26 protein-coding genes are annotated in these 25,522 nt (G+C 61.2%); 9 read left to right on the plus strand and 17 right to left on the minus strand.

Annotated features, from left to right (window positions below; all coding sequences use genetic code 11):
* Nucleotide 1: 1 nt before the first annotated feature.
* From surE to putP, 6 genes are all read right to left on the minus strand, one after another.
* Nucleotides 2-763, minus strand: coding sequence for a 5'/3'-nucleotidase SurE (gene surE, locus OKC43_RS20035; RefSeq protein ID WP_005335515.1), 762 nt, complete (start codon nt 761-763; stop codon nt 2-4).
* On the minus strand, nt 744-1,802 hold the full coding sequence (gene truD, locus OKC43_RS20040; RefSeq protein WP_005354508.1) for a tRNA pseudouridine(13) synthase TruD: 1,059 nt from the start codon (nt 1,800-1,802) through the stop codon (nt 744-746). The genes surE and truD overlap by 20 nt, the downstream gene beginning before the upstream one ends.
* A complete protein-coding gene (gene ispF / locus OKC43_RS20045) occupies nt 1,802-2,278 on the minus strand; it encodes a 2-C-methyl-D-erythritol 2,4-cyclodiphosphate synthase (RefSeq protein ID WP_005335518.1) in 477 nt (158 codons plus the stop codon). The genes truD and ispF overlap by 1 nt, the downstream gene beginning before the upstream one ends.
* Before the next feature lie 146 nt (nt 2,279-2,424).
* Complete coding sequence (ispD, locus tag OKC43_RS20050) at nt 2,425-3,117, minus strand: 2-C-methyl-D-erythritol 4-phosphate cytidylyltransferase (RefSeq protein ID WP_236272230.1); 693 nt, start codon at nt 3,115-3,117, stop codon at nt 2,425-2,427.
* A complete protein-coding gene (gene ftsB / locus OKC43_RS20055) occupies nt 3,110-3,427 on the minus strand; it encodes a cell division protein FtsB (protein WP_005335520.1) in 318 nt (105 codons plus the stop codon). The genes ispD and ftsB overlap by 8 nt, the downstream gene beginning before the upstream one ends.
* Before the next feature lie 208 nt (nt 3,428-3,635).
* Nucleotides 3,636-5,153, minus strand: coding sequence for a sodium/proline symporter PutP (gene putP, locus OKC43_RS20060; protein WP_005354514.1), 1,518 nt, complete (start codon nt 5,151-5,153; stop codon nt 3,636-3,638).
* A 326-nt stretch (nt 5,154-5,479) separates the two neighbouring features.
* Between putP and OKC43_RS20065 the strand changes: the two genes are divergently transcribed.
* Complete coding sequence (locus OKC43_RS20065; protein WP_236272231.1) at nt 5,480-6,373, plus strand: VirK/YbjX family protein; 894 nt, start codon at nt 5,480-5,482, stop codon at nt 6,371-6,373.
* Nucleotides 6,374-6,442: 69 nt separating this feature from the next.
* Here the strand turns inward: OKC43_RS20065 and OKC43_RS20070 are convergent, their stop codons facing one another.
* From OKC43_RS20070 to OKC43_RS20105, 8 genes are all read right to left on the minus strand, one after another.
* On the minus strand, nt 6,443-7,369 hold the full coding sequence (locus OKC43_RS20070; protein WP_167574124.1) for a L,D-transpeptidase family protein: 927 nt from the start codon (nt 7,367-7,369) through the stop codon (nt 6,443-6,445).
* A 187-nt stretch (nt 7,370-7,556) separates the two neighbouring features.
* Entirely contained in the window at nt 7,557-8,798 is a 1,242-nt protein-coding gene (locus OKC43_RS20075) for a mechanosensitive ion channel family protein (RefSeq protein ID WP_005335524.1), read from the minus strand.
* A 143-nt stretch (nt 8,799-8,941) separates the two neighbouring features.
* Nucleotides 8,942-10,141: an acetate kinase gene (locus OKC43_RS20080; protein ID WP_236272232.1), complete on the minus strand. Its 1,200-nt coding sequence runs from the start codon at nt 10,139-10,141 to the stop codon at nt 8,942-8,944.
* A 221-nt stretch (nt 10,142-10,362) separates the two neighbouring features.
* Nucleotides 10,363-10,833 (minus strand): YhcH/YjgK/YiaL family protein, encoded by a 471-nt coding sequence (locus OKC43_RS20085; protein WP_157162005.1) that lies wholly within the window; start codon nt 10,831-10,833, stop codon nt 10,363-10,365.
* A gap of 314 nt (nt 10,834-11,147) precedes the next feature.
* A complete protein-coding gene (locus tag OKC43_RS20090; protein WP_005362790.1) occupies nt 11,148-12,254 on the minus strand; it encodes a 1-acyl-sn-glycerol-3-phosphate acyltransferase in 1,107 nt (368 codons plus the stop codon).
* Nucleotides 12,255-12,384: 130 nt separating this feature from the next.
* Entirely contained in the window at nt 12,385-13,083 is a 699-nt protein-coding gene (locus OKC43_RS20095; protein WP_159144311.1) for an aspartate/glutamate racemase family protein, read from the minus strand.
* Nucleotides 13,084-13,209: 126 nt separating this feature from the next.
* Nucleotides 13,210-13,800: a LysE family translocator gene (locus tag OKC43_RS20100; protein WP_005335534.1), complete on the minus strand. Its 591-nt coding sequence runs from the start codon at nt 13,798-13,800 to the stop codon at nt 13,210-13,212.
* A gap of 125 nt (nt 13,801-13,925) precedes the next feature.
* Nucleotides 13,926-14,522: a LysE family translocator gene (locus tag OKC43_RS20105; protein WP_115523076.1), complete on the minus strand. Its 597-nt coding sequence runs from the start codon at nt 14,520-14,522 to the stop codon at nt 13,926-13,928.
* A gap of 116 nt (nt 14,523-14,638) precedes the next feature.
* On the opposite strand from OKC43_RS20105, the gene OKC43_RS20110 reads away from it, so the two are divergent.
* From OKC43_RS20110 to OKC43_RS20120, 3 genes are all read left to right on the plus strand, one after another.
* On the plus strand, nt 14,639-16,015 hold the full coding sequence (locus OKC43_RS20110) for an aminotransferase-like domain-containing protein (protein WP_236272233.1): 1,377 nt from the start codon (nt 14,639-14,641) through the stop codon (nt 16,013-16,015).
* 54 nt (nt 16,016-16,069) lie between these two features.
* Nucleotides 16,070-16,537, plus strand: a complete 468-nt coding sequence (locus OKC43_RS20115; protein ID WP_236272234.1) for a hypothetical protein — start codon at nt 16,070-16,072, stop codon at nt 16,535-16,537.
* Between the two features lie 168 nt (nt 16,538-16,705).
* Complete coding sequence (locus OKC43_RS20120) at nt 16,706-18,367, plus strand: hypothetical protein (RefSeq protein ID WP_236272235.1); 1,662 nt, start codon at nt 16,706-16,708, stop codon at nt 18,365-18,367.
* 115 nt (nt 18,368-18,482) lie between these two features.
* On the opposite strand, the gene OKC43_RS20125 is transcribed toward OKC43_RS20120, so the two are convergent.
* Nucleotides 18,483-18,896: a CBS domain-containing protein gene (locus tag OKC43_RS20125; protein WP_021229522.1), complete on the minus strand. Its 414-nt coding sequence runs from the start codon at nt 18,894-18,896 to the stop codon at nt 18,483-18,485.
* A 154-nt stretch (nt 18,897-19,050) separates the two neighbouring features.
* On the opposite strand from OKC43_RS20125, the gene OKC43_RS20130 reads away from it, so the two are divergent.
* Genes OKC43_RS20130 through OKC43_RS20140 form a run of 3 tightly spaced genes read left to right on the plus strand, consistent with a single transcriptional unit; the run spans nt 19,051 to nt 22,263 of the window.
* Nucleotides 19,051-20,961 (plus strand): ABC transporter ATP-binding protein, encoded by a 1,911-nt coding sequence (locus tag OKC43_RS20130; RefSeq protein WP_236272236.1) that lies wholly within the window; start codon nt 19,051-19,053, stop codon nt 20,959-20,961.
* Complete coding sequence (locus OKC43_RS20135) at nt 20,954-21,415, plus strand: DUF2390 domain-containing protein (protein WP_236272237.1); 462 nt, start codon at nt 20,954-20,956, stop codon at nt 21,413-21,415. The genes OKC43_RS20130 and OKC43_RS20135 overlap by 8 nt, the downstream gene beginning before the upstream one ends.
* Nucleotides 21,409-22,263, plus strand: coding sequence for a 23S rRNA (adenine(2030)-N(6))-methyltransferase RlmJ (locus tag OKC43_RS20140; RefSeq protein ID WP_236272238.1), 855 nt, complete (start codon nt 21,409-21,411; stop codon nt 22,261-22,263). Before OKC43_RS20135 ends, OKC43_RS20140 begins: the two co-directional genes overlap by 7 nt.
* 104 nt (nt 22,264-22,367) lie before the next feature.
* On the opposite strand, the gene OKC43_RS20145 is transcribed toward OKC43_RS20140, so the two are convergent.
* Complete coding sequence (locus tag OKC43_RS20145; protein ID WP_236272239.1) at nt 22,368-22,574, minus strand: hypothetical protein; 207 nt, start codon at nt 22,572-22,574, stop codon at nt 22,368-22,370.
* Nucleotides 22,575-22,765: 191 nt separating this feature from the next.
* Here OKC43_RS20145 and OKC43_RS20150 point away from each other — a divergent pair, with 191 nt between their 5' ends.
* The gene (locus tag OKC43_RS20150) at nt 22,766-23,131 is read left to right on the plus strand and encodes a DUF2061 domain-containing protein (protein WP_236272240.1); all 366 of its coding nucleotides are present in this window, start codon (nt 22,766-22,768) and stop codon (nt 23,129-23,131) included.
* Between the two features lie 187 nt (nt 23,132-23,318).
* Entirely contained in the window at nt 23,319-23,915 is a 597-nt protein-coding gene (locus OKC43_RS20155) for an MliC family protein (RefSeq protein WP_236272241.1), read from the plus strand.
* A 39-nt stretch (nt 23,916-23,954) separates the two neighbouring features.
* Here OKC43_RS20155 and OKC43_RS20160 read toward each other — a convergent pair whose 3' ends face one another.
* A complete protein-coding gene (locus OKC43_RS20160; RefSeq protein WP_236272242.1) occupies nt 23,955-25,130 on the minus strand; it encodes a retropepsin-like aspartic protease in 1,176 nt (391 codons plus the stop codon).
* Between the last annotated feature and the right edge of the window lie 392 nt (nt 25,131-25,522).

The raw sequence follows: 25,522 nt of genomic DNA on the forward strand, positions 1-25,522 counted from the left end.
CTCATCCCTGCAGATCTAACCAGGCCCCCAGACCGGCGAGACTGTCGTAGGCAGTCATGTCGATGGTCAGAGGGGTAATCGAGACATAGCCCTGCTCGATGGCAGCAAAATCGGTGCCTTCACCGGCATCCTGCTGGCTGCCGGGGGGGCCGATCCAGTAGATGGGCTGGCCACGGGGATCCTCGGTGCAGATCACCGACTCCGCCCGGTGGCGGTTGCCAAGGCGGGTGGTCTTGATCCCCTTGATCTGCTCGAGGGGCAAGTCCGGCACGTTGACGTTGAGGATCTGATCGGCAGGCAGGGGGTGTTTCATCAGCCCCTTCACCAGCAGGGCCGCATAGTGGGCCGCCGTGGCGAAGTGGGTCTTGCCCACCAGCGAGATGGCGATGGAGGGGTAGCCAAGATGGCGCCCCTCGGTGGCCGCGGCGACCGTGCCCGAGTAGATGACATCATCCCCCAGGTTGGCACCGTGGTTGATGCCGGCCACCACCATGTCGGGTTCAGGACGCACCAGCTCGTTGACCGCCAGATGCACGCAGTCGGTCGGCGTGCCCTTCACCGCATAGCTCTCGCACCCATTAAAGCCGTTTTCTGCAATGCGGGTAACCCGCAGCGGTACTTCCAGCGTCAGGGAGTGACTCGCGCCGCTGCGGTTACGATCCGGCGCCACCACAATGACCTCGCCGCAGGCGCGCAGCGCCTCGCTGAGGGCACGAATCCCCTCGGCATGCACACCATCATCATTACTGACCAGAATTCGCATCGGTCTGATTCCTGAAACCGTGATCGGCCTCTTCGGCCTGCATTAACTCGCGCACCACGCTGGTGGCAAACGCGCCCGCCGGCAGGAAGAAGGAGAGGGTCAGCGCCTCGCCGTCCAGCTGCCAGCTCATCTGCTCCGGCTTGAGCAGCAGGGGGCGCCTGTCCTGATCCAGCCCGGCCTTCTCCAGCCCGTCACACCAATCGCTGTAAGGAGCCAGCACACCCTGTTCGAACTCGGCAGCGGCGCCCTGACTGGCCAGGCGGCCACGGCCCCACTGGGGCGCGGTAAGCTGCACGTCGCCGGAGGCAAGACGCGCTTCCAGCTCGGGGGTCACGCTCTCTTCGCTGAAGATGGAGTGGCTGCCCTTGAGCATCACGCAATCACCGGCCAGCAGCTGATGAGCCAGCCCCTGCTCGATACGGGCGCTGACAATGGCGTTGAACAGCATGCTGCGGGCGGCAGAGAGGTAGAGGGAACGCTTGTTGCGATCCTTGATCCGCTTGCCGGCAAACATCGCCTTGGCCGCTTCCAGGTTGTTGCCATCGCGGCCAAAACGCTGCTCACCATAGTAATTGGGCACGCCCTGAGTGGCGATGGCCTGCAGGCGCGCTTCCAGCCCGTCGGCCTGTTCCAGACCGGTGAGACGCAGGGTGAAGTGGTTGCCCTTGAGGTAGCCAACCCGCAATTTGCGGTTGTGACGCCTGGCTTGCAGGATCTGGATGCTGTCGCTCTCGATAACCGACAAGTCCGGTTCGGCCTTGCCCGGCAGGTGAATGCCGAACCACTGCTCGGTCACCGCGTGGCGATCTTTCAGGCCCGCCCAGGTCACCGCATTGCGGTTGACACCGGCCGCATCGGCCAGCAGACCCGCCACCCAGGCGGTGTTCTCGCCGGTTTTGCGCACCCGGACGAAGATATGCTCCCCTTCCCCGCAAGGCTCGAAGCCGAGATCTTCATTGACCACGAAATCGGCGGCCTCGGCCTTGAGGATACCGCGGGCAGTGGGCGCCCCGTGCAGATAGGCAAGTTGTTCCAGCATTATTGTTTCACCAGTAGGACGACGGCTTCGGTGGCGATCCCTTCCTTGCGCCCCGTAAACCCAAGCTGTTCGGTGGTGGTCGCCTTGACGTTCACCCGGTTCAAATCACATTGCAGATCGGCGGCCAGCACGGCGCACATGGCGTCGATATGGGGCGCCATTTTGGGGGCTTGGGCGATGATGGTCACATCCAGGTTGCCGATGGCATACCCCGCCTTCTGTACCCGGGCAAAGACATCACGCAGCAGAATGCGACTGTCGATCCCCTTGAACTCGGCAGCGGTATCGGGGAAGTGGCGACCGATGTCACCGGCGCCGATGGCCCCCAGCAGGGCATCGCTCACCGCGTGCAGCACCACATCGCCGTCAGAGTGGGCAACCAGCCCCTGCTCGTAGGGAACCGGCACGCCACCCAGCATGCAGGGGCCAACACCACCAAATTTATGGACATCAAAACCATGACCAATGCGCATCATCAGCGGCAACCTCCCAACATGCTGAAACCAACCCCATCAATTTTGTGTACGTCCACACCATGTCCAATCCGGCTCATGCTAACTCCTTGTTCGGGCCTGTTTGTTCGAGACGCTCTGCTCTGAGCTGTCTGTTCTGACTGAGGGGCTTATGCCTGCTGGCTTAAAAACAGCCCCGCCAGCGACAAGTCTTCCGGCCGGGTCACTTTGATATTGTCGGCGCGCCCCTCCACCATGCGCACCGTGAATCCGGCCCGCTCCATGGCGGAGGCCTCGTCGGTGATGGTGGCGCCCAGCATCAGTCCCTCTTCCAACGCCCGTTTCAGGGTACGGGTCGGGAACATCTGCGGCGTCAGGGCATGCCAGAGCTGCTCGCGCTCGACGGTAGCGATGATATTGCCCTCCCCATCGGAGCGTTTCATGGTATCGCGCACCCGACTGCCGAGAATGGCGCCGCCACAGCCCATGGCCGCGACAATCAGCGCATCGAGATCGCCGTGAGTCAGGCAGGGGCGGGCCGCATCGTGCACCAGCACCCACTCCCCTTGCGCCACATGGAGGCCATTGAGGACGGAAAAGGCGCGCTCGGCGCCTCCCTCGACCCGCACAATGCGCGGGTCGGCCGCCACGGGCAGGGCCTCGAACCAGCGGTCATGGGGCGCAAGCGCCACGATCACCTGGGCGATGGCCGGGTGGGAGAGCAGCCGCTCCAAGGTGTGTTCGAGAATGGTTTTACCCGCCAGTTGCAGGTACTGCTTGGGGCAATCGGCCCCCATCCGGCTGCCGATACCGGCGGCAGGGACGATCGCCGTCAGGCCGGATACCCGGCTGGCATCAGTCATCGTAGGGCTCATCGTCCGGCGCTGTCTCTTTGTCTTTCTCTTTGGGGATGATCCGGTAGAAGGTCTCCCCCTGCTTGATGTAACCCAGATCGTTGCGCGACAACTCCTCGATGGCCTCGAGGCCAGAGGTGAGATCATCTATCTCGCGGTAAATGAGGTCGTTACGATCCTTGAGAGTCTGGTTGTCCCGCTGTTGCTGCGAGATGGCCTCCGACAGGTTCTGATAATCGGATAGCCCGTTCTTCCCCAGCCAGAGGTCATATTGCAGTCCCCCCAGCAGGAGGATCAGGATCAGGGTGAATAGCCGCATGCACTAGGTCTCCTTCAGGCGGCCTAGTGTCCCATATTCGGTGCCAAGACAAAAGAAAGCGAGCACCCGGGAGCCCCCGGCCGAACATAAAAAAGTGCCCAAGAGTGAATCAGATAGCACAAAGCCCCGCCAAACCGGTGCAAGGATGGCCAACCTGGGCGCTCCTTGTCCGGGGGCGGGGCTCTCAATCAGAAAGCGGTAAGGGGGATCAGTTCACCGCGACCGGCTCTCCCGCGCTCTCGGCCGGAGTGTTGTACTCCTCCTCGGCATCGCGGAAACGCTCCAGCATCGCTTTAGAGGGCGCTTCGCCCAGCAGGCTGCCCACTACGATGGCCAGCAGCGCGAACAGGAAGCCCGGGATGATCTCATACAGCCCCAGCCAGCCGAACTGCTTCCAGACGATGACGGTGATGGCACCGACCAGCATGCCCGCCAGCGCGCCGTTGCGGGTCATTCGCGGCCACAGAACCGAGAGCAGCACAACGGGGCCGAAGGCGGCACCGAAACCGGCCCAGGCGTAGCTCACCAGCCCCAGCACCCGGTTTTCCGGATTCATGGCGACGGCGATGGCAATCACCGCGATCAGCAGCACCATCAGGCGACCCACCCACACCAGCTCACGCTGGGAGGCGTTCTTGCGCAGGAACGGCTTGTAGAGATCCTCGGTGATGGCGCTGGAGCAGACCAGTAATTGACAACTTAGAGTGCTCATTACCGCCGCCAGAATGGCGGAGAGCAGCACACCGGCGATCCAGGGGTTGAACAGGATCTTGGAGAGCTCGATAAAGACCCGCTCCGGGTTGCCGGTCACCCCAGCCGCCACTTCCGGGAAGCGGGCGAAGTAGGCCAGCCCGAAGAAGCCGATGGCCACCGCGCCTGCGAGGCAGAACACCATCCATGTCATGCTGATACGGCGGGCATTGGCCATGGAGTGGTGGGAATCCGCCGCCATGAAACGGGCCAGAATGTGGGGCTGACCGAAGTAACCAAGGCCCCAGGCCATCAGCGAGACAATGGCGATCACATCCAGATTCTTGAACATGTCGAGGTTGGTGGCGCTCTTGGCGGCCACCTCGATCATGGCGCTATCCACCCCGCCGACGGCGATGATGACGAAAACCGGGGTCAGGATCAGGGCGAAGATCATCAGGGTCGCCTGCACCGTATCGGTCCAGCTCACCGCGAGGAAGCCGCCGAAGAAGGTGTAGGTGATGGTGGCGGCGGCACCGACCCAGAGGGCGGTGTTGTAATCCATGCCGAAGGTGCTCTCGAACAGGCGGGCACCGGCCACCACGCCGGAGGCGCAGTAGATGGTGAAGAAGAGCAGGATCACCAGCGCCGAGAGGATGCGCAGCACCTTGCTGTGATCTTCAAAGCGATAGGTGAAATAGTCCGGCAGGGTCAGGGCGTTGCGGTTCTTCTCGGTATGCACCCGCAGGCGACCCGCTACCCAGCGCCAGTTGAGGTAAGCGCCGATGACCAGACCGATGGCGATCCAGCTCTCGGAGATGCCGCTGACGAAGACGGCGCCGGGCAGCCCCATCAGCAACCAGCCGCTCATGTCGGAGGCGCCGGCAGAGAGAGCGGTCACCCAGCTCCCCATCCGGCGACCGCCCAGAATGTAGTCATCAAAGTTGCGGGTGGCGCGATAGGCGACGAAGCCGATCAACACCATTCCGAGGATATACACCAGGAAGGTGATTAACATGGGTGTGCTAGCTGTCATGCAAAACTCCGTTTTGTGTCATTTTCTGCCCGCTCTGGTGACGGGCTCATCCCTAAAAAACCGGCCTAGCTTAATCAGCCGTTCGCGCCAGCTCAACCACTTTTAACAAACACAAAACACAATAAAAACCTTTGCGCATCAAATCATCTGCCGCATCAAGAGGATGGTGCCAGATTTCCTGCCGTGGCCGTGACGGTCATCTCGCCGCGCCAGCCGCTACTGAGCGTTATGTTTTCACATTTTGTTACTATCCATTTTTTTACAAGCCAGCGCCCCGCTCCTACACTCCCCGCCCTGTCTCATCACACCAGTCAGAGGTCGGCACCATGTCATCTCATCTGTCACACCTACGAACCCTCGCCCGCCGCCTTCATCCGGTGGAGGAGTCGGGTCATCTCATCCGACGGGCCAAGTATGTGGGGCGTCTCTGGCTCAATCCCGGCGCCCGCGCCCTCTATCGCCAGCAGCAGGAGCAACCGCTGCTGGCGCAGGCGATCAGCCGCTTCCCCGATATTCTGGAAAAGCCGATCCACCCCTATCGCCACAAGGGGCTCAGCAAGCGCCTGCGAGCCGGACTTATCAGCGGCCACTACCAGCAGCTGGCACGCCAGCTGCCCAAGGCACAACAGCTGGCGATCTACAGCGGGCGCGGCCTGCTGCTGGCCCAGTGGCAGAACGACAAGCTGACGGCCCCCCTCACCCTGCAACTGGATTACCAAACCCACATGGGCAAAGAGGGGGAGATGAGCCTGACCCTCAAGCTGGGTGACGCGGCGCTCTATTACATGGCCCTCAATCTGCGCCCCGCGCCAAAGCCGACCCTCGAGATCTGTTCGCTGCAGGGCGGCAAGGGGCAGAGCGAGGAGATCAAGCAGGTCACCAAGGCGTGCGGCGGGCTGCGCCCCATGTCCCTGCTGGTCTATATGGCCGCCGAGCTGGCCCGGGGGTTGGCGTGCAAAAGCCTGCTCGGGATCCGCACCCAAAGCCACGTCTATCAGAGCAGCAAGCGCACTGCCGATAGGGTCAAGTTCGATCTCGACGGTTTGTGGCAGGAGCATCAGGGCTGCGTGCAAGATGAACTCTGGATGAGCCTGCCGCTGGAAGTGCCCCGCAAGACGCTGGAGGAGATCCCCTCCCGCAAGCGGGCCAGCTACAAGGCGCGCTACCAGCTGCTCGATCAGCTCGGCAGCGAGCTGCAGGCAAATCTGCTGCGAAGCTGAATCAGCACAGCAGAAACACAAAGGGCGAACAGCATGCTGTTCGCCCTTTGTCGTGACGGGGATTTGCCGTTAGCGGTTGATCGCCATCGGCATGCCGTTGCGCTGCTCCAGCGCCTGCTTCACCAGTTGGGAGTCGCTGTCGGCGTGGGCAATGAAGCGGGTCACCGCCGGAGTCATCGGCAGCGGTGCCGGCAGCTTGGAGTTGAACTCCTCTTCGCTGCGCGACAGCGGCTGATGCACTTCCAGATAGCGGACACCGTTGGGCTCGAGAGAGACCTTGATCGGCTGGTTGACGAACTGGACGCGAGTACCGACCGGTACCTGCTTGAACAGATAGGCGATGTCATCGTTGCGCAGGCGCACACAGCCGTGGCTCACCCGCAGGCCGATGCCGAAGTTGGCGTTGGTACCGTGGATGGCGTACATCTTGCCGATGTAGAGGGCAAACAGACCCATGGGGTTGTCCGGGCCGGCTGGCCATACCGCAGGCAGGCTCTCGCCACGGGCGGCATATTCGGCATGCATCTTGGCGGTTGGGGTCCAGGTCGGGCCCGCTTTCTTGCGCTGCACGCTGGTCACCCAGTTTTCCGGGGTGTCGGTGCCGAGCTGGCCGATGCCGATGGGCAGCACTTCCACCACTTTTTTACCCTTAGGGTAGTAGTAGAGGCGCATCTCGGCCACGTTCAGCACGATCCCTTCACGGGGTGCATCCGGCAGGATCAGCTGCTGGGGGATCACCAGCTTCTCGCCGGTCTGTACCAGCAGGGGATCCGCATCGGGGTTGGCTTCGGTCATGTTGGTAAGCCCCAGCTGGAATTTGGCCGCAATGGCCTCCAGCGGCTGGCCGTTCTCTTCGGCCGGAACCACGTATTCCAGATTTTCCCCTACCAGACGGCTGTTGGCCGCAGGCAGAGCATATTCAACAGCGAAAACCGGCGCAGCGGTCAGCAGCAGGCTGTAGCAGAGTGTTGCCACACTATTGCGAAGGAGCTTCATAACTTTCCCATGATGATGACTTGAAGTGACGTCTCTGGGCTGGCAGCTGATCAAGAGGGGATCAGGGGCGCGAAGAGAAGGCCGCCATTTTTCTCCTCTGCACGGCAAATTTCAACTGACAAGTGGCGACGGGTCGATGATTAATATGCGGTTTTTTCCGCGTCCTCGACCCGCCCCATTTACCTGTTTATCCCCGTTGCCAGGCACGCATATCGTAACCTGTGGGAGATTGATGCAACCGCAGATGAAATTGCTCAATGATGGCGAAGATATGGTCGAAAATATCGGCCTGGATCCCTTCGTAATCAGCCCATGCGGTAGTCGCGGTAAAGCAGTAAATTTCCAGCGGCAGACCGTCTGACGTGGGTGCCAGCTGGCGCACCATCAGGGTCATGTCCTTGCGAATGCCGGGGTGGGCACGCAGGTAGGCATCCAGATAGGCGCGCAGGGTACCGAGGTTGGTGAGGTGACGGCCGTTGATGGGGCAGCTCAGGGCATCGCTCAGCTGCTGGTTGTAAGCGCTCAGCTCCTGCTCCTTGCGGCTCAGATAGGGTGCCAGCAGTTGGGCCTGCTTGAGCTGCAACTGCTCCTCGGCCGTCAGAAAACGCACACTGGTCATGTCGATATTGACGCTGCGCTTGATGCGGCGGCCCCCCGACTCGGTCATCCCCTGCCAGTTCTTGAAAGAATCGGAGATCAGGGCATAGGTGGGAATGGTGGTGATGGTCTTGTCCCAGTTCGACACCTTGACCGTGGTGAGGCCGATGTCGGTCACCTCACCATCGGCGCCGTACTTGTCCATCTGCAGCCAGTCACCGACGCTCAGCATCCGGTTGGCGGAGAGCTGGATCCCCGCCACCAGCCCGAGGATAGGGTCCTTGAACACCAGCATCAGCACTGCGGTCATGGCACCCAGACCGCTGAACAGGAACAGCGGCGACTTGCCAAGCAGCAGGGCGATCATCAGGATCCCCACCAGAATGCTGCCTACCAGCTTGGCCCCCTGGAAGATGCCACGCAGGGGCAAATCCCGACCAAGGCGGGTGTAACGGCTCACCGACAACAGGCAGTCGAGCAGGGCGAAGAAGGCCAGCAGCAGGAACAGCAAAATCCAGAGCTGGGCCACCATCTCGATAAGTTTGAGGCTATCCGATTGACGGGGCAGCCAGATCTCCGCCTGACCGAGCAGCACGGCCCCCTGCAGCACAAAGGCGAGCCGGTTGAAGAGACGCTGTTGCAGCTGGGGCGGCAGCCATACCTGCTTGGCCTTGCCGAGGATCCCCACCAGCCGGACCAGCAGCACCCGGTGCAGCGCCATGTGCAGCAGCAACGAGGTGATGACGATAAAGCCCAGCGCGATCACCAGCGCCATCAGGCTGGTCACTTCCACCCCAAGGCCCGACAACCAGTTAAAAAACGCCTCTTTCATTGCTCTCTCCCGAACCGGGCAGCCCGCAGGCTGCAAAAACAGTGGTGGTCAGGGTACCGCTCCCCTCCCCCATGTCAAATCGGCGTACGCCAGAAATGACAACGCCCGGCACAGGCCGGGCGTTGTTTCAAAGCGAGGCTGACTTAGCAGACCAGGCTCAGGGCATCGCGGGCGATGACCAGTTCTTCGTTGGTCGGGATCACCATGGCGCAACGGCTGTCGGCGGTGGTGATGCGACCTTCGCCACCCAGTACCGCGGCGTTGTTGGCCTCTTTGTCCACCTTGAAGCCGAACAGCGCCAGACGGTTCAGCACCATCTCGCGCACCATGGCGGCGTTCTCACCGATACCACCGGTAAAGACCACGGCGTCCAGACGACCGTCCATCGCAGCGGCATAGGCGCCGACATACTTGGCCACACGGTAAGTGAAGACATCCAGCGCACGCTTGGCACCGGCGTCGGTAGCGTAGTTGGTGGTGACGTAGCGGCAATCGCTGCTCACTTCGGTCATCCCCAGCAGACCGGACTCACGGGTCAGGGTGTGGTTGATCTGCTCCACGCTGTAACCGAGCTGGTCGTGCATGAAGAAGACCACGGCCGGATCGATATCACCGGAGCGGGTACCCATCGCCAGACCTTCCAGCGGAGTCAGCCCCATGGAGGTGTCAACGGATTCGCCGTTCTTGATGGCGCAGACAGAGGCACCGTTACCCAGGTGGCAGTTGATGATGTTCAGTTCATTCAACTGCTTGCCCAGCTCTTTTGCCGCTTCTTCCGCGATGTAGCGGTGAGAAGTACCGTGGGCACCGTAACGACGGATGCCGTGTTCGCGGTAGAGCTTGTGCGGCAGCGCATAGAGGTAGGCCTCTTGCGGCAGGGTCTGGTGGAAGGCGGTGTCGAAGACGGCCACGTTCTTCTCGGACAGCTGCGGGAACACTTTCAGCGCGGCGCGAATACCGATGAGGTGCGCCGGGTTGTGCAGCGGGGCGAACGGAATGGCGGCTTCGATACCGGCGATCACGCCGTCATCGATACGCACGGAGCGGGAGAACTGCTCGCCACCGTGTACGATTCGGTGACCGATGGCCACCAGTTGCTCGGCAAGAGTCGGATCCTGCGGCAGGATGTGACCCACGATATGGTCGAGGGCCTCCTGGTGAGCGGCACCCGCTCCCAGCATGGCTTCGCCCTTGACCCCGTGGAGTTTCCATTTGATACGTGCATCATCCAGATTGAAGCATTCGGCCAGGCCGGACAGCATGTCCTCACCTGTTTCGGCGTCCATTACGGCAAATTTCAGGGAAGAGCTACCGCAGTTAAGGATCAATACCAACTTGCTCATTTTCTACATCTTCCTGTGCTTCGGCTTTATGCCGACAGTGTCGTGTCATCCAAAAGAGGATGGGATTCCCCTGCCGGGGGCTTATGGTCGCAGGAGGGTGCGTCCAATTTTTCAATTCTTGCTCTTGAAAGAGTGATCGCAACTTGTGGTGCGTATCACTGGTTTCAATGCTTGCGAGTCTCAACGCATCAGCTGCGCAGGGCTCGCCTCAATGGGAGTACTCAGGCGATAGCCAGCAGATCCTTGTGTACCTTGACAACCAGCTTCTTCACCCTGGCGGGCTGGTTGAAGGTACAGAGCGGGCGGTGCAGCTCGCCCGGCCAGAAGATGGCGAAATCGCCCGGTTGCAGCGCCAGATAGCTGGTCTGCTCGTCCTCGACAAACCAGAGGTCGGGATGGGGATGGTCGGCGCCGTCGCTCACGTAGTCGTGGGGGCCCACACCTATCCACTCTTCACCGCGCAGCAGCAACTGGATATCGAGATACTGCTGATGGAATTCGCCACGGCGATCCGCGGCTGGCTCGGTCAGATCCTCGCTCACCAGACAGAACAGGTTGAGACCATCGATCTCGGTCTTGCCGAGCGGAGCGTCACCCCAGTGAGCCACGCTCTTCACCACCTCGGCCATGATGCGGGCCAGCGGGGCGGGCAGCGGCGTTCGCTGCAGGGTGTTCAGGCTACCGGTGATCATGGCGTCTGTTTCCTGTTAGGTATATCTGGGCGGCATCTTTGCCAGCCAATGAAAAAGGACCTGTGACAGGTCCTTCAATAATGCCGTCTGCAATCCGTGCAAACCGGTTTAGAGCTTTTGCTCATGTTCAACTATATGGGCACTGTTACACACTCGTCAGCACCTTGCCAAGAGACATAATCCCATTTTCATAGTGATCGTACCAGCTGAAACCATATTATTCACCACCCTTTCCCCCTCGACTTTGACCAGACGCAAAAACGGGCGCATCAGCGCCCGTTTTTTTCGCAAAACCGTTTAACAACCGGTTTCATTCAAGCCTTTTTGGCGTTTTCCACCGGTTTTGCGTACATGGCTCGCCAGATCGCCTTGTGCTCTTCCGGCACCTCTGACTGACGGGTCAGGAAGGCCGCCTGCTCGATGGTATTGGCCTTGCCGGAGACATCTGCCGCCAGATAGTTGCTGGGGAACAGGTGGTAACTGCTCCAGATCGCCTTGTCGATCAGCGCGGCCAGTTCGTCCGGATCGCTGAAGCCCTCGGTGATCGGCGCGCCGAAGGAGACGTGTACCCGCCCCTTCATGCCGACGATACCGGCGACGATACTCTCGATATCCTCGAACTCACCCTTCTCGTAGCTGCCGTTGACCGACTTCTCGTAGAGCTCGCGCGCCTTCGCCTTGTCGGTCGGGTCCAGCTCGTAGCTGATGCTGACCGGCACGATATTGAGGCTGCGCATGTAGTCGACGAAGTCGATCTTCTGCTTCTTGCCGTCGACGTAGAACATCTTGAGAATGGCGGGATCTGTCTTGTCATCGCCATTCTTGGCGCGCCCTTCCTTCTGGGCAATCCAGATGGAGTGACCTTCGTGGACCGAGTTGCCAATATAGGCAGACAGCTCGCCGAGCGCCTTCATCATCTCTCGCGGCCCCTTGGCGGAGCGTTTGACGATAAAGCTCTTGTTGAGCTTCATCAGCTCGGTGGCGCAGGGTTTGCGCAGCAGGTTGTCACCGATGGCGATGCGCACGGTATCGAAACCGTGGGTGTGCAGCCCCCAGTTGACGAACGCCGGGTCCATGGCGATGTCTCTGTGGTTGGAGACAAACAGATAGCCCTGCTCTTTCTTCAGATGCTCGATCCCGGAGAAGGTCACCCCCTTGGTGGAGGTGGCGATCATGCGGGACATGTACCGGGTGACCCCCATCTGGACCTGATGCACAGTGGTCACTTTTGACCATTTGCGGCGCAGGAACAGGCGGATCATCGGGCGGATGGCCCAACCCAGCCAGCTCATCAGGGAACCGAAACGATACTTGGCGATGGCGCCGATAAATTCATCATCCTGGATCAGCCGTTCGATGGCTGCCGGCACTTCTTCATCGCGGTAGGGGCGAATATCCGCGAATCTATCTACTTCAGTCACAATGTCAGCCTTGCATGCTAGGAAACCGCAGCCAACCCGCGTTGGCCGGGGAAAATTCAGGGCGCAATTTTACACGCTTTTATGGCAAGGGGTATGAGACAAGCATGAATAGTGAGATCTGACCAGTTTATTAATCGGATGCCAGTGCCAGCGCGACCGCCGCTTCGGCATGGATGGCAGTGGTGTCGTAGAGCGGCACGGCAGCTCGGGCATCGCCCACCAGCAGGGCAATCTCGGTACAACCGAGGATCACCGCCTCGGCACCCGCGGCCGCCAGCCCCTCGATAATGGCCAGATACTCGGCCCGCGACGATGCACGGATCTCCCCCAGACAGAGCTCGTCATAGATGATCCTGTGTACACGCTCCCGCCCGGCCTCATCGGGTACCAGCACCGCCAACCCGAAGCGCTCCTGCAAGCGCCCCTTGTAAAAATCCTGCTCCATGGTGAAGCGGGTGCCGAGCAGGCCGACCCGGGTTATCCCGTCCGCCCGCAATTTGGCCGCGGTGGCATCGGCGATATGGAGCAGCGGGATATCGATGGCGGCCTCAATCTCGGGGGCCACCTTGTGCATGGTGTTGGTGCCGATCAGCAAGAAATCGGCGCCGCCATCCTGCAACTTGCGCGCCTCCGCCGCCAGCAGACGGGCGGTAGCGGGCCAGTCACCGGCATGCTGCAACCGCTCGATACCGGCAAAGTCGACGCTGTTGAGCAGCACCCGCGCCGAGTGCAAACCGCCGAGCTGTGCGCGCACCCCGCGGTTGAGCGCCTGATAGTAACTGACGGTGGACTCCCAGCTCATGCCACCCAGCAGACCGATACATTTCATAGGAACTCCTTTCACCCCAAGGGAGGGCAGAACCACGCTACCTTGCAGGCAAGGTCACGCGGGCGAGATAAAAAAGGCCCCGCAGGGCCAACAAGACAGCCGGTAAAGGCCCGGGTCAACCCCGGACTAAATCCAGATCATCCCGACACAGGCGGCCGTCGCCAGCCCCATGCCCAGATTGAAACGCCGCCAACCCCGGGCGGTGCGAATGATTTGCCGCACCTGGGCACCAAAAAGCACCCAGAACGCCCCGGTGTAGAGGCCAGTAATAAAGAAGATCACCAGCACCCAGAGCGCAGAGGGCCAGTAAGCCTCCCCCGCCAGAGTGAAACCGCTGATGGCGGAGAGCGCCATCATCCATGCCTTGGGATTGAGCAGTTGCAGCATGGCCCCCTGATGAGCGGGAATGAGCGGCCGGTTGCCCTCGGCCGGGCCGCTGGCGGTCGCCACCTTCCACGCCAGCCAGAGCAGATAGGCCGAGCCGATAAGCTTGAGGCCATCGTGCAGCAGCGGCACCTTCTCGAACACCACGCCAAGCCCCAGCGCGGTAGCGAGGATCATCAGATTGATCCCCCCGACCACCCCAACCAGCAGGGGAATCGTGCGGCGAAAACCCTGCGCCGCCCCGGCGCTGGTGAGCAACATATTGTTGGGCCCCGGCGTGCCGCAGGTAACCAGGGCAAACCCCGCCAGGGGCAGTAACCAGTTCAGATCCATCTCAACCTCTTGTCGATGCAACGCCCCCGTTATGGGGAAAGCCTTCTAATATGCAGAGCCAACCCCGTGGCGACAAGTCAGAAATGCCTCTTTCTCGGCCAGCTCCCCCATCGGCGCAGCACGGCTCAATACCAGAGCATCACCACGCAGAGCGCCGTCAGCAGACCGAGGGAACCGTTGAGTCGCCGCCAGCCCCGATCCGAGCTGATCCAGTTGCTCAGCTGATGGCCGAACAGCACCCAGACAAAGCAGACCGGCAGGGCCACCAGCACAAACATGACCATCACCGCCAGCTGACTCGACCAGTAACTGGCGCCGGGCAGACTGAACAGACTGATGGCGGAGATCCCCATCATCCACGCCTTGGGATTGAGGAACTGAAAGCCCAGCCCCTCCAGCATGGTTAGCGGACGGGCCTTCCTGGCCGGATCCCCCGGCGCCCCGGCCACCGCGATACGCCACGCCAGCCAGAGCAGATAGAGGCTACCAAAGATCTGCAAACCGAGCCGCAGCAGGGGCCAGCGCTCGAACAGCGGATAGAGCCCCAGCGCCAGCACCAGCTGCAACACCGGCTGCCCCAGCCCCACCCCGAGCAGATGTGGCAGGGTGCGACGCACCCCGAAGTTGGCGCCGGAGGCCGTCAGCATCAGGTTGTTGGGCCCCGGCGTACCGCAGGTGAGTACGGCAAAACCGAACAGGGTGACATACCACTCCATCGTCATATTGTGACTCCTTGTCTGCCACATTGTATCGATACAATGCGTGCTATTTGGTTGTTATCAGGTTGAAATTCACGCTATATTGACAACAAATTTTGATCAATGGATTTATTGTCACCATGACAATCTGGACGCCCGACCTTACGGCCTTCGATGGCCCCCTCTACCTCAAGCTGGTCAAAGCGATCGAACAGGGGATCGCGAATGGCGAGCTGCCACCGCAGACCCGGTTGCCTACCCACAGATCCCTGGCGGATCGTCTGGGTGTCACCGTCGGCACCGTCACCCGCGCCTACAGCGAGGCGGAGCGGCGCGGCCTGCTAGCCGCCCGGGTGGGCCACGGCACCTGGGTCAAGGGAGCGAACACGGATCCCGCCAATGAGTGGGTGATCCGCCAGGAGGAAGGGCACCGCATCGAGCTGTGGCAGAACCTGCCGGTGCAGCTGGATCGGGCGGCCATCATTCGCCCCATGCTGGGGGAAGTGGCGGACGGGGATCTCAACGCCCTGCTCGGCTACGACAAGGAGGCGGGACGGCCGGATCAGCGCCAGCAGTTCGTCAACTGGTTGGCGGAGCAAGGAGTGGCCTGCAGTGAGGATCGCCTGCTGTTCAGCCACGGCGCCCAGCACGGCATCATGCTGGCGCTGCTGGCTACCAATTGCGTGGGGGAGACCATCCTGTGCGAGGGGCTGAGCTACCCCGGTATGCTGGGTAACGCTCGCCAGCTGAAGAATCAGGTGGTGGGGCTCGCGATGGACGAGGAGGGGCTACTGCCCGAGGCTCTGGACGCCGCCTGCCGTACCCGCCGGGCCAAGCTGCTCTACCTCACCCCGACCCTGCAAAACCCCACCACCGCCATCATGAGTCTGGCGCGGCGGGAGGCCATCGTCGCCATCGCCCGTCGCCACGATCTGCTGATCATCGAGGATGACGTCAACGGCCTGCTGCCCCAGCAACCTGTGATCCCTCTGGTCAATCTGGCGCCGGAGCGGGTCATCTATCTGGGCAGTCTGGCCAAGATCGCCTGCGGCGGTCTGCGGGTGGGCTTCGTGCTGACGCCTCCTGCCCTGCGCAGCGCCTTCGCCCAGACAATGCGGCTGTCGAGCTGGATGGTGAGTCCGCTGCTGATCGAACTGGCCTGCAAAATGGTCAGTCAGCGCCAGATCATGCCGCTGGTCGAGCAGCAGCGGGAGATCCTCAAGCGCCGTGGCGAACTGCTGCGCCACCTGCTGCCTGCCGCCCGCTGGCAGCCTGGCAGCATGCACGCCTGGCTGCCGCTGCCTGAGCCCTGGCGCAGCCAGCAGTTTGCTGCCGCCGCCGACGCCCTTGACGTTGGCGTGGCGAGCGGGGAACACTTCGCCGCCGGTCAGTTTGCCGCTCCGCAAGGGGTGCGCCTGAGCCTGAGCCAACCCGCCACCGACGCCCGGGTCGGCGAAGGGCTGGCTCGTCTGGCCCAACTGCTGCAGGGGACGCCCCCCAGCAACCCCCTGCTATAGTCAGGGCCAGCCGAGTTGACCTTCACGCTTCATCGTCATAGCCAAGGAGATGCCGTGCCCCCCATCAGAGCCACCCTGCTGCTTGCCACCCTGTTGTTGGGTGGCTGCGCCTCGTCAACGACCCACCAGCAGCTGGGGGCCGCGCTCAATGGATTGGAAGGGGAGTTGCAACGACTGGAAGAGGAGCTGGCGGCCATGAACGGCTTGCACTATCAAAAGGCGATCGATGCGCCGCTCAGTTTGCGCCGTGCACTCGGGGCGCCGCAGCCCACCCCAGAGGGGCTGGTGCCGGTGACCAGCAAGCTGGAGGATGGGCCACTCCTGCGCTATCAATACCGACTGCCAGCGGGGATGGCGAGTCTGCCCCAGGACAACCTCTGCCAGCGCTACGAGTTCGAGCTGCGTCATCTGGGCCGCCTCGGCAAACTGGAATTGAGCTGGCTGGGGGAACAGGGCAAGGGGTCGCGGCTGATCCGCCAGAGCGATTGCCCCTTCGGGGCGCAGATCCGCCCTCGGCAATAACAGGTTGCAGCCCTGATAGATGGCATAACCGATTGAAATAACAGCCCATAGTGCGCCCTCCAGCACCCTGCTGGCTACTGTCAGCTTTTCACTCAGCGAGTGCTGTGCCTATGTTCCTCTTGGGTCTACCATAATCAACCTAATGGTTTGCTCACAGGAAGTACCTGCATGACGATACTGCTGCTCGAAGAGGATCCCCTGCTCCGTAGCGCCATCACCCGGGAACTGACCGAACAGGGGGTGCCCGCCGACCGGATCCACTACCACAGCCATCCAAACCACGAGCGCAGTGGCCTGCTGGCCCTGCTGCAACAGCACGCCTTCGACGCCATCATCTGTCAGCAGGACAAGCAGCAGGATCTTGACGGAGCCCGGCTGCTGCACGAAGCGCACTATCTCGGCCTGCTGCAACCCGGTTGCGTATTGCTGCTGCTCGATGCCGATCAGAGCGAGCAGGAGTTTCTCCCCTCGGATCTCTACTTCTCCCTCTATCTGCCCCTCCCCTTCATGACCCAGCAGCTCACCGCAGTGCTCGGCCAGCTGGTGAAGTTAAGCAACCTGACCCGCACGCTGGCCGCCCCCATTCTGCTGCGGGAGTGGCAACTGGCTACCGCCCTCTGTGAGGACCTGCTGTTTCAACGGGAGAATCGCTCACTGACCCCCTGGCTGGATCGACTCAAGGGCTATCTGCTGCTGCAATCAGCCGAGCGAATCACTGCCGCCCAGCACTATGCCCTCTGTGCCAACGAATATCAGGCGAGCTGGCCAAGGGCCGGGCTCTTCTACGCCATGCTGGGGCTCGGCAAATTGCAGAGCGCCCAGACCGACTTGCAGCGCCATCAAGCTAGTGTCTCGATGGCCACCCGGCTGGAGCTGCAACTCGCCAGCCAGCTGCATCAGCATTACTGGCTGGCGGCCTGGGAGACCATGAGAGAGCTGCTGCAGATCCGCCCCCATCAGCCACGCTGGCATCAGCTGGCGATGTTGCTCGGGCTGGTGCTGCAAGATGAGGAGAAGGTGCTGGAGCAGGCCAACAGCCTGACCCTGCGCCATTTCAGCGAGCAGCGCGTCCGGCTCGCCATCGACAGCTTCATGCTCAATGCCAGTCTGGCGGTGCTGTGGCACGCCCCCTCCAGCAACCGGATCCGCTCCCTGCAACAGGAGTGGGAGCATCTCAAGCGCACCGTCCACCTGCAGCCCCACGAATATGAGCTGCTGCAGGCGTTGATGCTGGGGCTGGATTACCGCTTCGACGAAGCGCTGATCCTGATTGCCCACCACCAGCCGGATGAGGGGAGCGACAACCACCTCACCCTGCTGCTCGGCTTTGCTGTCAGCCAGTTCTGCGGTTTGCCCCACCACGCCCAGCGCTACCTGACCCAGCTGACCCAATACCGCGTCAGGGTTGCGCCCCACCCGCTCACCCGCCAGCTGTTCCATCATCTGATGGCCGAGCTGGGCCAGCGTCTGACGGCGAGAGAACAACGGCTGAACGAACTGCGCCAGCTGCGCCACAAGGCGATGCAGGCCAGCCAGTATCAGACAGCCCTGCAAGCGGGCTTGCAACTGCTGGAGGAGTTCCCCGCCCTGCCGGGCGATGCCTGGCAACTGCTGGAGCTGCTGCAACACTGCTGGCCTGCGGGTATGGCCGCCCCCAGGGTAGCACTGCTGGTCGATACCCTGGAGCGGCGTCTCAAGCACAGCCCCGCGTTTCTCGATCAACATGCCCGGCAGTACCAGCGCACCCTGCAGGAGATCCGCACCCATCTTCAGCCGCACCTCTCCGGCAGCGGCCCCTCCTGCCTTGTCGCAGGGCAGCCCGAGCCATGATGATGCAAGCAGTGTGCAAACCGGCATTGTCGGCAAAGCCAATATAGAGAGAGGGGAGCCAAGGCTCCCCTCTCTCTATTTGTTCTCTGTCAGCTGATGGTGCTTAGTGCCAGACTCAAACCAGCGCGTCACTCTCCAGCGCCGCCTTGAGAAAATCTTTCCAGCTGATGATGCCGACCAATGCGCCATTCTCCAGCACCGGTAGGCAGGAGACCCCCTTCTCCAGCATCAGCTTGACGCCGTCGCGCACGGTGAGATGGGGAGCGATAGTAACGGGGTGACGGCTCATGATCTGGTGGGCCCGCTTGGTGAGGGTTTCGGTATCACGGCTCATCTCGGCTTCGGAGTCGAGATAGGGGCTGATAGCGCGGAACAGATCCCGATCCGAGATGACCCCCACCAGCTCCCCCTCCTCCAGTACCAGCAGGTGGCGAAAGTGAGCCTGCTCGAAGATATCCTTGATGACACTGAGTCGATCATCCATTGAAACGGTGGCGACCCGGGTCGTCATAATATCCCTGATATGCATGCTAACCTCCCGTAACCAAACTGGTTTCTCTGTTATGGCATGTTTTTGCAGCGCCAGCCAGTGGCCAGCCCTTCGCTACAGTGCAAATCAGCGTCATTTCACGTAAGATCCGCGCCAGTTTTTCTCCTCCATTTTGAGCAAGCAGATCCCACCCATGATAGTTGCCAGTCAAATCGAACTGATCCGCGGCGGCCGCAAGCTGCTGGACAACGCCTCCGCCACCATTCACCCCGGCCACAAAGTGGGTCTGGTGGGCAAAAACGGCTGTGGCAAGTCCACCTTTTTTGCACTGGTACGGGGCGAGCTGGCCATCGACAGCGGCACCTTCAGCCTGCCCGCTGGCTGGCAGATTGCAGGCGTCGCGCAGGAGACTCCGGCGCTCGACTGCTCCGCGCTCGAGTATGTGATCGACGGCGACAAGGAGTTTCGCTCGCTGGAAGCTCAGCTGGAGCAAGCCGAGCAGGATGACAATGGTCTGCTGGTGGCCGAGCTGCACGGTCGCCTCGATACCATAGGCGCCTACAGCATTCGCGCCCGCGCCGCCGAGCTGCTGCACGGCCTCGGTTTCAGCGACGAGCAGCTGAGCTCGCCGGTGCGCAGCTTCTCCGGTGGCTGGCGCATGCGTCTGAACCTCGCCCAGGCGCTGCTCTGCCGCTCCGATCTGCTGCTGCTCGATGAACCGACCAACCACCTGGATCTCGATGCCGTCATCTGGCTGGAGAAGTGGCTCAAGGGCTATCAGGGCACGCTGGTGCTCATCTCTCACGACCGCGATTTCCTCGATTCGGCCATCAGCCGCATCATCCATATCGAGAACGGCAAGCTCAACGAATACACCGGCGGCTACTCCGACTTCGAACTGCAGCGCGCCGAACAGCTGGCCCAGCAGCAGTCCATGTACGAGAAGCAGCAGCGGGAGATGTCCCACATGCAGGCGTATGTGGACCGCTTCCGCTACAAGGCCTCCAAGGCCCGTCAGGCCCAGAGCCGCCTGAAAGCCATGGAGCGGATGGAGAAGATCCTGCCCGCCCACGCCGACTCGGAATTCAGCTTCGAGTTTCGCGAGCCGTCGGCCCTGCCGACACCGCTGATCGCCATGGAGAACCTCTCTGCCGGTTACGGCGACAAGGTGATCCTGGAGAAGATCAAACTCAATCTGGTACCGGGTTCGCGCATCGGTCTGCTCGGTCGCAACGGCGCCGGTAAATCGACCTTTATCAAGATGCTGTCGGGCTCCAACCCGCCGCTCTCCGGCAAGCTCGAAGTGAGCGCCGGGGTGAGCATAGGTTACTTTGCCCAGCATCAGCTGGAGACCCTGCGTCTCGACGACTCCCCCCTCGATCATCTGGCCCGCCTCGCGCCGGACAAGACCGAGCAGGAGCTGCGCAACTATCTGGGCAGCTTCGGTTTTCACGGTGACAAGGCGCTCGACAAGGTAGCCCCCTTCTCCGGCGGCGAAAAAGCGCGGCTGGTGCTGGCGCTGATCACCTGGCAAAAGCCGAACCTCCTGCTGCTGGATGAACCGACCAACCACCTGGATCTGGAGATGCGCCACGCCCTCACCATGGCGCTGCAAGGCTTCGAAGGGGCCATGGTAGTGGTCTCCCACGACCGTCACCTGCTGCGCACCACCACAGATGACTTCTATCTGGTGCACGGTGGCCGGGTCGAGCCGTTCGACGGCGATCTGGACGACTACCACAAGTGGCTCGGCGAGCAGGAGAAAGAGGCCAACGCCAAACCGGCCGATGGCCCCGTCTCTGCCAACTCGGCGGTAGCGCGCAAGGATCAGAAGCGGCGCGAGGCGGAGTTCCGCCAACAAACCCGTCCCCTGCGCCAGAAGCTGGAAAAGCTCGAAGCGAGCATGGAGAAGCTGCAAGGCAAGCTCGGCGACATCGAGAGCCAGCTGGCCGACCCCGCTATCTATGAAGAGAGCGCTAAAACCAAGCTCTCCGAGCTGCTCAAATCCCAGGGCCCCCTCAAGGAGCAGTTGGAAGAAGTTGAGCTGGAGTGGATGAGCCTCTCCGAAGAGCTGGAAACCATGGAGCAAGCCTTCTTTGCGTGACGAACCGCTGATGGCCAGCGAGCGGGTCGCGGTCCACGAATTGCCGACCCCGATCGGCTTCTGGCACTGGAGCGGCAAGGTCTATGGTGAGCGCAGCCAGGATTGGCTCACCGTGCAGGAGCTGGGGGGCAACGTCAATCTGGCGCTGCTGCTGCACCGGCTCGATCAACTCGGCATCGTGGTTGATCTCACCGACCTGCAACCGGCGCTGGTGCAGACCGAGGCGGTGCTGACCCCGTGGCGCGCCCTGCGCCAGAGCGTCAAGGCGCGGCTCGATGAGCAGGAGTATCAATCGATGCTGGCCCACGAACTGGAGCTGGAGCGGCTGCAACAGGGCGTCCTGTTGCAGACCCTGCGCAGCCTCTCCCTGTTTCGCGGCAACAGCCGCAATTTGTTGAACTATCTATCGTTACTGGGTGCCCAGCAGGGCCCCCTCAGAGATCTAATATGCTGAGCTACCGCCACGCCTTTCACGCCGGCAACCATGCCGACGTGCTGAAACATGCCGTTCAGGCCCTGATCATCGAGTCCCTCAAGAAGAAGGAGAAACCCTTCATCGTGCTGGACACCCATGCCGGTGGCGGTCTCTACGACCTGCGCGGCGACTGGTCCCGGAAGAAGGCCGAGTATGCCGATGGCATCGGCCGCCTGTGGGACGAGCGGGCCCAGTGGTCTGCCATGGCCCCCTATCTGGGTGTCATTGAGGAGATGAACCAGAACGGTGAGCTGCACTACTACCCCGGCTCGCCGGAGCTCTCCCGCCGCCTCACCCGCGAGCAGGACAAGCTGGCGCTGATGGAGCTGCACAACAACGAGGTCGAAGATCTGCGCGCCAACATGGGCTATGACCCGCGCGTGGCCGTGCACCACCGTGACGGCTTCGAGGGGCTGATCGCCCTGCTGCCGCCGACCCCGCGCCGCGGGCTGGTGCTGATCGACCCACCTTATGAGCTCAAAGAAGATTACTTCGCCGTGGTCGATACCCTGAAAAAGGCGCAGAAGCGCTGGGCGACCGGCATCTACGCCCTCTGGTATCCGATCCTCGGGCAAGAGGCGGACAAATCCCGCGATATGCTTCGCGCCATCAAGCGGGAAAACTTCGGTAACGTGCTGGTGGCCGAACTGGAAGTGGCCGGGCAGACTGCCGACTGGGGCATGAACGGCTCAGGCATGCTGATCATCAGCCCGCCCTGGATGCTGGACGAGCAGATTGAAGCCTTCCTCAAACCGCTGTGTGCCAAGCTGGCGCAGGGCGCCGGCGCCCAGTACAAGGTGGAGTGGCTCAACAAGGCCGAGGATTAATCCCCCGTCCCTACGGCGCTCACCGGGTTCAAAAGCAAAAGCCCCATCACGGGGCTTTTTCTATTGGTGCAGCCGGTGTATGCGGCAGCCTGAACCCGCGCGCCCTATGAGCGGGCGGGCAGATCCTGTTTCAGCGCAACCAACAACAGGGCCAGCAGGCCAAAGGGCGGAAACAGACAGAGTAGGGAGCAGATAACAGTGATCAGCGCCGGATGCTCGCTCTTGCGGCGCGCCAGTCGCCAGGCGATGAGGCCGACAATGACCATCAGCAACGCAATGAACTGGCCAAGCAGGGTGGCATTGATATTCATGAAAGATCCTTTTTCATGGGCAAGTGTGAAGAACCTGTACTTTATCGCCTTGGCTGCGATTGGCAACCGCTGAACCACACCGGCCACTCGCCCGTTGATAGGTTCTCTCTATTCTGGCAATAGATGAGAATAGTTTTCATTTAATCTCATTTCGGCGGATACTCTCATCATCAACAGAGGGAGCCGCCATCATGAAAAAGACCATCAGCTTTGCCATCCTGCACTTCGGTGTCGCCTTTACGGTGGCTTACCTGCTGACCGGTGAGCTGCTGACCGCCAGCCTGATCGCCCTGATCGAGCCCGCAGTCAACACGGTCGCCTTCTACTTTCATGACCTTGGCTGGCACAAGCTCAAACCAAAGCACAGCCTGCAGGCCAAGACCAGCAGCTTCGCGGTGGTCCATTTCTCGGTGGCCTTCGGGGTGGCCTTCCTGCTGAGCGGCGAGCTGCTCACCGGCGGCGTGATGGCGATGATCGAACCGGCCATCAACACAGCGGTGTTCTTCTTCCACGAGCGGCTGTGGCGCGCCCGCAGTCAGCAACTGGCGCTGGCCTGATCAACCGGGCAACCCGCCTCCCCCCTCTATCGCGGCCACAAAAAACCCGACATTCCGGCGAGGAGTGTCGGGTTTTTCCGTTTGGCAGCCATTCAGCAGTGCAAGTGCGCTCGGCTCCCCTGCTGCATTGCCCTGTAGAGTGTGCTGTAGTAGGCAGATATGCCCTCCTCATTGCTGGAACCTATCGATGAACAAGACCTTGTTTGCCACCCTGCTGTTTGCCCCTCTGCTGGCCAGCGCCACAACTCCCTCCTTTGACTGCACCAAAGCCTCCGGGTCGGTCGAAACCCTGATCTGCAAGGATGCCGGACTGGCCGCCCTTGATAACGAACTGGCGGCCCTCTACCCCAAGGCGATTGCTGCGCTCTCTCCCGAACAGCTCAAGACAGAGCGCGCCATGCAGCGCGGCTGGATCAAGGGGCGTAACGACTGCTGGAAGGGGCAGGATCTGCGCCAGTGTGTGGAGGATAACTACCTGCTGCGGATCACCGAACTGCAGATCAGCGGCGGCCAGCTGATGGTGCCGGCACCGGTCAACTACCAATGCGGCAAGAGCGTCACACTCTCCACCTACTTCTATAACGATGCCAAGCTGCCCGCCGCGGTGATCAACCTGAGCGAGGGCGACAAGCAGCAACAAGTGCTCGCCTATGAAACCCCCAGCGCCAGCGGTGCCCGTTATGAAGGGCAAAACCTCACCTTCTTCACCAAAGGGGACGACGCCACGCTGGAGCGTTACGGCCAACCAACCCTCACCTGCATGGAAAATCCAACCAAGGGCTGAGGCTCATGGGGGCGGCTCGTCTTGCCGCCCCCACCTTGACTAGATGGCGATATCCAGCGGTTTTCCTTCCCGCACAATCCGCAACTTGAGCGACCCCGGCTTGCCGGTGCTGAGCAGTTCACGCACCTTGTCGATCTCGAGGGGACGGTAAGCCACCCCGTTGATTTGCTCCAGAATGTCGCCGTTGGCCAGACCATAGGGGGCAAGATCCCGTTCGTCGCTGTAGTAGACCTGCAGATGCTCGCCATCAAAACGCACCCCGATATTGCGCAGGATTGGCGGCACTTTGCGCGCCAGGCTGTCGGCGTCGTAGCAGATCATCATCCGCCCGGGCATGATCGCAAAGCGATTGAAGCGGTTAACAAAATCCAGCCCCAGACCATACTGCTCATTGCTGTTTTCCGACACGCGCAGTTCACCGAGCTGGCGCTCATCAAAGTGCAGGCCGGTGAGGATATGGTCACGCCCCTCCACCATACCGCTGGCGTCCACCCCTTTGCGTGGCATCGCATCTTCGCCAGAGATCGCCTTCTGGCTCGCCATAAAGTCGATAAAGGCATGGTCGGCATAGCTCTGATCGGCCCCGGTATCCAGATACATGCGCACGCTGCTCTCGCCATGGGTCAGATACACTGCCGGGGAGCGGTTGTAGCTGTCTTCATAGCCGATGCAACTCTCGAACGTGGCAGCCGACGGTGCCGTCAGCGAAGCAGTGAGTTGATGCTTGTCGCGATCAAACTCCCAGTTGAAACGGCGGATGGTGTCGATCCCGAGGATGCCATCGATACGGCTGCCGAGAGACTGGGAGAAGAGATCGAAATCAACGGTTGCCCACAGATCGCTGTCATCAATGGTGACCGACCCCACCGAGAAGGGCTGCGGCTCAACAAAGCCCAGCTGCTCGCTGCCCAGTTGGCTCGAAACGCTGTTCACAGTGGCAAAATCAGCCTGATAGGCCCTGGGCAATTCGCTTAAGGTCAGCGCCTTGAAACGGCTGGCCAGACGACGATCGATAAAGGTGATACTGGCCCCGGTATCGAGCAAAAACTGGTACTGCTCACCAGCTATGGTGACGGGGATCAGGGGGGCGCTTTCGTAATGCACGGTCAGCACCGGGCCGGGTGCATTGCGCTTGGTGGATGAATCCGGGGCTGTGCAGCCTTGGACGACGAACAGGGCCAACATGGCCAGCGCCACTTTGAACTGCGACTTCATAACTCTCCTTCCCGATAGCAGATGCCCCCACGACGCCACCGCATAATGCTATCTTGTTGATTTATAGATAAATAAGCTATTTCCGCAGGGGGCACGGACAATAACAAAGAGTTTTATGCTGGTTCAAGCCAGATATGACCATGAATATTCTATGGAGATAGTTCAAGAATGGTTGTTCACGCTATCTCGGCGCGTCATCAATCGCGGGTGACATTTGATTAATTTATTGATCTTGCACAGAAAATCCCAATGTTGAGCTTTCTCTCCACAGCGCCATGGTTAATATTGCCATTTGGCAACACTTGCCTCGTCGGAGGGTAATCCCCCCGAAAAACTGAGGTGCTCATAAGTAGAATTTTCTCGTATCTTGAACGCAGGAGGTTCTACATGAA

The sequence above is a fragment of the Aeromonas sp. Y289-2 genome (assembly GCF_027705925.1).
Lineage (GTDB): Bacteria > Pseudomonadota > Gammaproteobacteria > Enterobacterales > Aeromonadaceae > Aeromonas > Aeromonas veronii.

Coding starts and splice junctions, on each gene's coding strand:
- OKC43_RS20070 (WP_167574124.1), bottom strand. CDS start 7,369: ATGAAGCTCCTTCGCAATAGTGTGGCAACACTCTGCTACAGCCTGCTG.
- OKC43_RS20145 (WP_236272239.1), bottom strand. CDS start 22,574: ATGAATATCAATGCCACCCTGCTTGGCCAGTTCATTGCGTTGCTGATG.
- ispF (WP_005335518.1), bottom strand. CDS start 2,278: ATGATGCGCATTGGTCATGGTTTTGATGTCCATAAATTTGGTGGTGTT.
- OKC43_RS20150 (WP_236272240.1), top strand. CDS start 22,766: ATGAAAAAGACCATCAGCTTTGCCATCCTGCACTTCGGTGTCGCCTTT.
- OKC43_RS20160 (WP_236272242.1), bottom strand. CDS start 25,130: ATGAAGTCGCAGTTCAAAGTGGCGCTGGCCATGTTGGCCCTGTTCGTC.
- OKC43_RS20075 (WP_005335524.1), bottom strand. CDS start 8,798: ATGAAAGAGGCGTTTTTTAACTGGTTGTCGGGCCTTGGGGTGGAAGTG.
- OKC43_RS20120 (WP_236272235.1), top strand. CDS start 16,706: ATGACGATACTGCTGCTCGAAGAGGATCCCCTGCTCCGTAGCGCCATC.
- OKC43_RS20080 (WP_236272232.1), bottom strand. CDS start 10,141: ATGAGCAAGTTGGTATTGATCCTTAACTGCGGTAGCTCTTCCCTGAAA.
- truD (WP_005354508.1), bottom strand. CDS start 1,802: ATGCTGGAACAACTTGCCTATCTGCACGGGGCGCCCACTGCCCGCGGT.
- OKC43_RS20105 (WP_115523076.1), bottom strand. CDS start 14,522: ATGACGATGGAGTGGTATGTCACCCTGTTCGGTTTTGCCGTACTCACC.
- OKC43_RS20100 (WP_005335534.1), bottom strand. CDS start 13,800: ATGGATCTGAACTGGTTACTGCCCCTGGCGGGGTTTGCCCTGGTTACC.
- ftsB (WP_005335520.1), bottom strand. CDS start 3,427: ATGCGGCTATTCACCCTGATCCTGATCCTCCTGCTGGGGGGACTGCAA.
- OKC43_RS20125 (WP_021229522.1), bottom strand. CDS start 18,896: ATGCATATCAGGGATATTATGACGACCCGGGTCGCCACCGTTTCAATG.
- OKC43_RS20095 (WP_159144311.1), bottom strand. CDS start 13,083: ATGAAATGTATCGGTCTGCTGGGTGGCATGAGCTGGGAGTCCACCGTC.
- surE (WP_005335515.1), bottom strand. CDS start 763: ATGCGAATTCTGGTCAGTAATGATGATGGTGTGCATGCCGAGGGGATT.
- ispD (WP_236272230.1), bottom strand. CDS start 3,117: ATGACTGATGCCAGCCGGGTATCCGGCCTGACGGCGATCGTCCCTGCC.
- OKC43_RS20155 (WP_236272241.1), top strand. CDS start 23,319: ATGAACAAGACCTTGTTTGCCACCCTGCTGTTTGCCCCTCTGCTGGCC.
- OKC43_RS20085 (WP_157162005.1), bottom strand. CDS start 10,833: ATGATCACCGGTAGCCTGAACACCCTGCAGCGAACGCCGCTGCCCGCC.
- putP (WP_005354514.1), bottom strand. CDS start 5,153: ATGACAGCTAGCACACCCATGTTAATCACCTTCCTGGTGTATATCCTC.
- OKC43_RS20110 (WP_236272233.1), top strand. CDS start 14,639: ATGACAATCTGGACGCCCGACCTTACGGCCTTCGATGGCCCCCTCTAC.
- OKC43_RS20130 (WP_236272236.1), top strand. CDS start 19,051: ATGATAGTTGCCAGTCAAATCGAACTGATCCGCGGCGGCCGCAAGCTG.
- OKC43_RS20140 (WP_236272238.1), top strand. CDS start 21,409: ATGCTGAGCTACCGCCACGCCTTTCACGCCGGCAACCATGCCGACGTG.
- OKC43_RS20065 (WP_236272231.1), top strand. CDS start 5,480: ATGTCATCTCATCTGTCACACCTACGAACCCTCGCCCGCCGCCTTCAT.